Origin of the sequence: Rhodopseudomonas sp. B29, from assembly GCF_000333455.1 — a bacterium.
GTDB lineage: Bacteria > Pseudomonadota > Alphaproteobacteria > Rhizobiales > Xanthobacteraceae > Rhodopseudomonas.
Map to the genome: position 1 here is coordinate 1 of NZ_BADD01000797.1, position 1,156 is coordinate 1,156.

1 protein-coding gene is annotated in these 1,156 nt (G+C 65.0%); it reads right to left on the reverse strand.

Annotated elements, in window-relative coordinates; all coding sequences use genetic code 11:
* The coding region (locus I5M_RS28605) for a HAMP domain-containing protein (RefSeq protein WP_022724529.1) at nt 1-1,081 on the reverse strand (1,081 nt) is incomplete at its 3' end.
* Nucleotides 1,082-1,156 lie beyond the last annotated feature (75 nt).

Here is a 1,156-nt window from a genome sequence, read left to right on the forward strand (position 1 = left end):
GAGGACGACGCTCCTCGGTGGCCGACGCCACCGACTGGACATTTGTGGAAGCTTCTTCGGACGCAGTGGCGACGGCGGTCGCGAGCTCCTGGGAGCGCGACGCCGTGCTCGTCAGGGTGTCGGCAGAAGCTTCCAGTTCGGTTGAAGCGGCCGACACGGTCTGGATGATTTCACCGACCGCGGCTTCGAAGCTGTCGGCGAGTTGCAGCATGTCCTGCTTGCGCTGCTGAGCCACGCGCTGCTCGGCCTCTTTCTGCTCGGCCTCCATACGCAGCTTGGCGATGCCGTTCTCCTTGAACACCTGCGCAGTCCGCGCCACGTCGCCGACTTCGTCCTTGCGATCGGCCGAGTGGATGTCGACCTCGAACCGTCCGGCCGCGAGCTGCTGCAGCAGCGCCACGATGCTGCGGATCGGGCCGACGATCCCGAAATGTCCGACAGCGAAGCCGGAGATCGCCCCGAAGACGACGCCGACAATCGCGATGATTGTCAGCAGCCGCGAGATGCTGACATATTCGGCGTGGGCCTCGGCGGCCTTCTCCTCGACACGGGCGTCCAGCCGGTCGGCGAAGGCGCGGAGCTTGGTCTGCAGATCCTCCGCAGCGGCGCGGCTATGCATCGCCGCCTCGCGCAGCTTCCGGGCGCTGTCGGTGATCGATGACGACTTCTCCGCATCGACGACGGCGAGGGTGCGGTCGAGTTGCTGCTTGTAGGCGGCGAAGGCCTGCCGCACCTGCGGGATCATCGCCTTGGCTTTGTCATCGACGGTCTCGGCAGCGCCGCCGAAGCGCTCGTCGAATTGCTTGAGCTGGGTTTGGATCACCTCGCGAGCAGCGAGGCGGTTCTCGTCGGTCGGGTCAAGCGCGCTGCGGAATTCGGCCCGGTTGAGCGCGAGCACGTCCTGGTTGGCGCGCGCGGCCATCAAGGCGCGTTGCGAGGCGATCGACATCACGTCGGCTTTGCCGCTCAGGTCGGATAGGGCGGAAATCCCCATCCAGGCGATGGTCGCCGTGATACCGCTGAGCAGCAGAACGATGGCGAGGATTTTGGTGAGGATACGAAAGCGTCCTAAGAACTTCATCACGGACCCCAATACCGCTACGGCCCCATTGGCCAAATTGGCGCGGCAACCGGGTACCGAATTGAGGTGATTCGT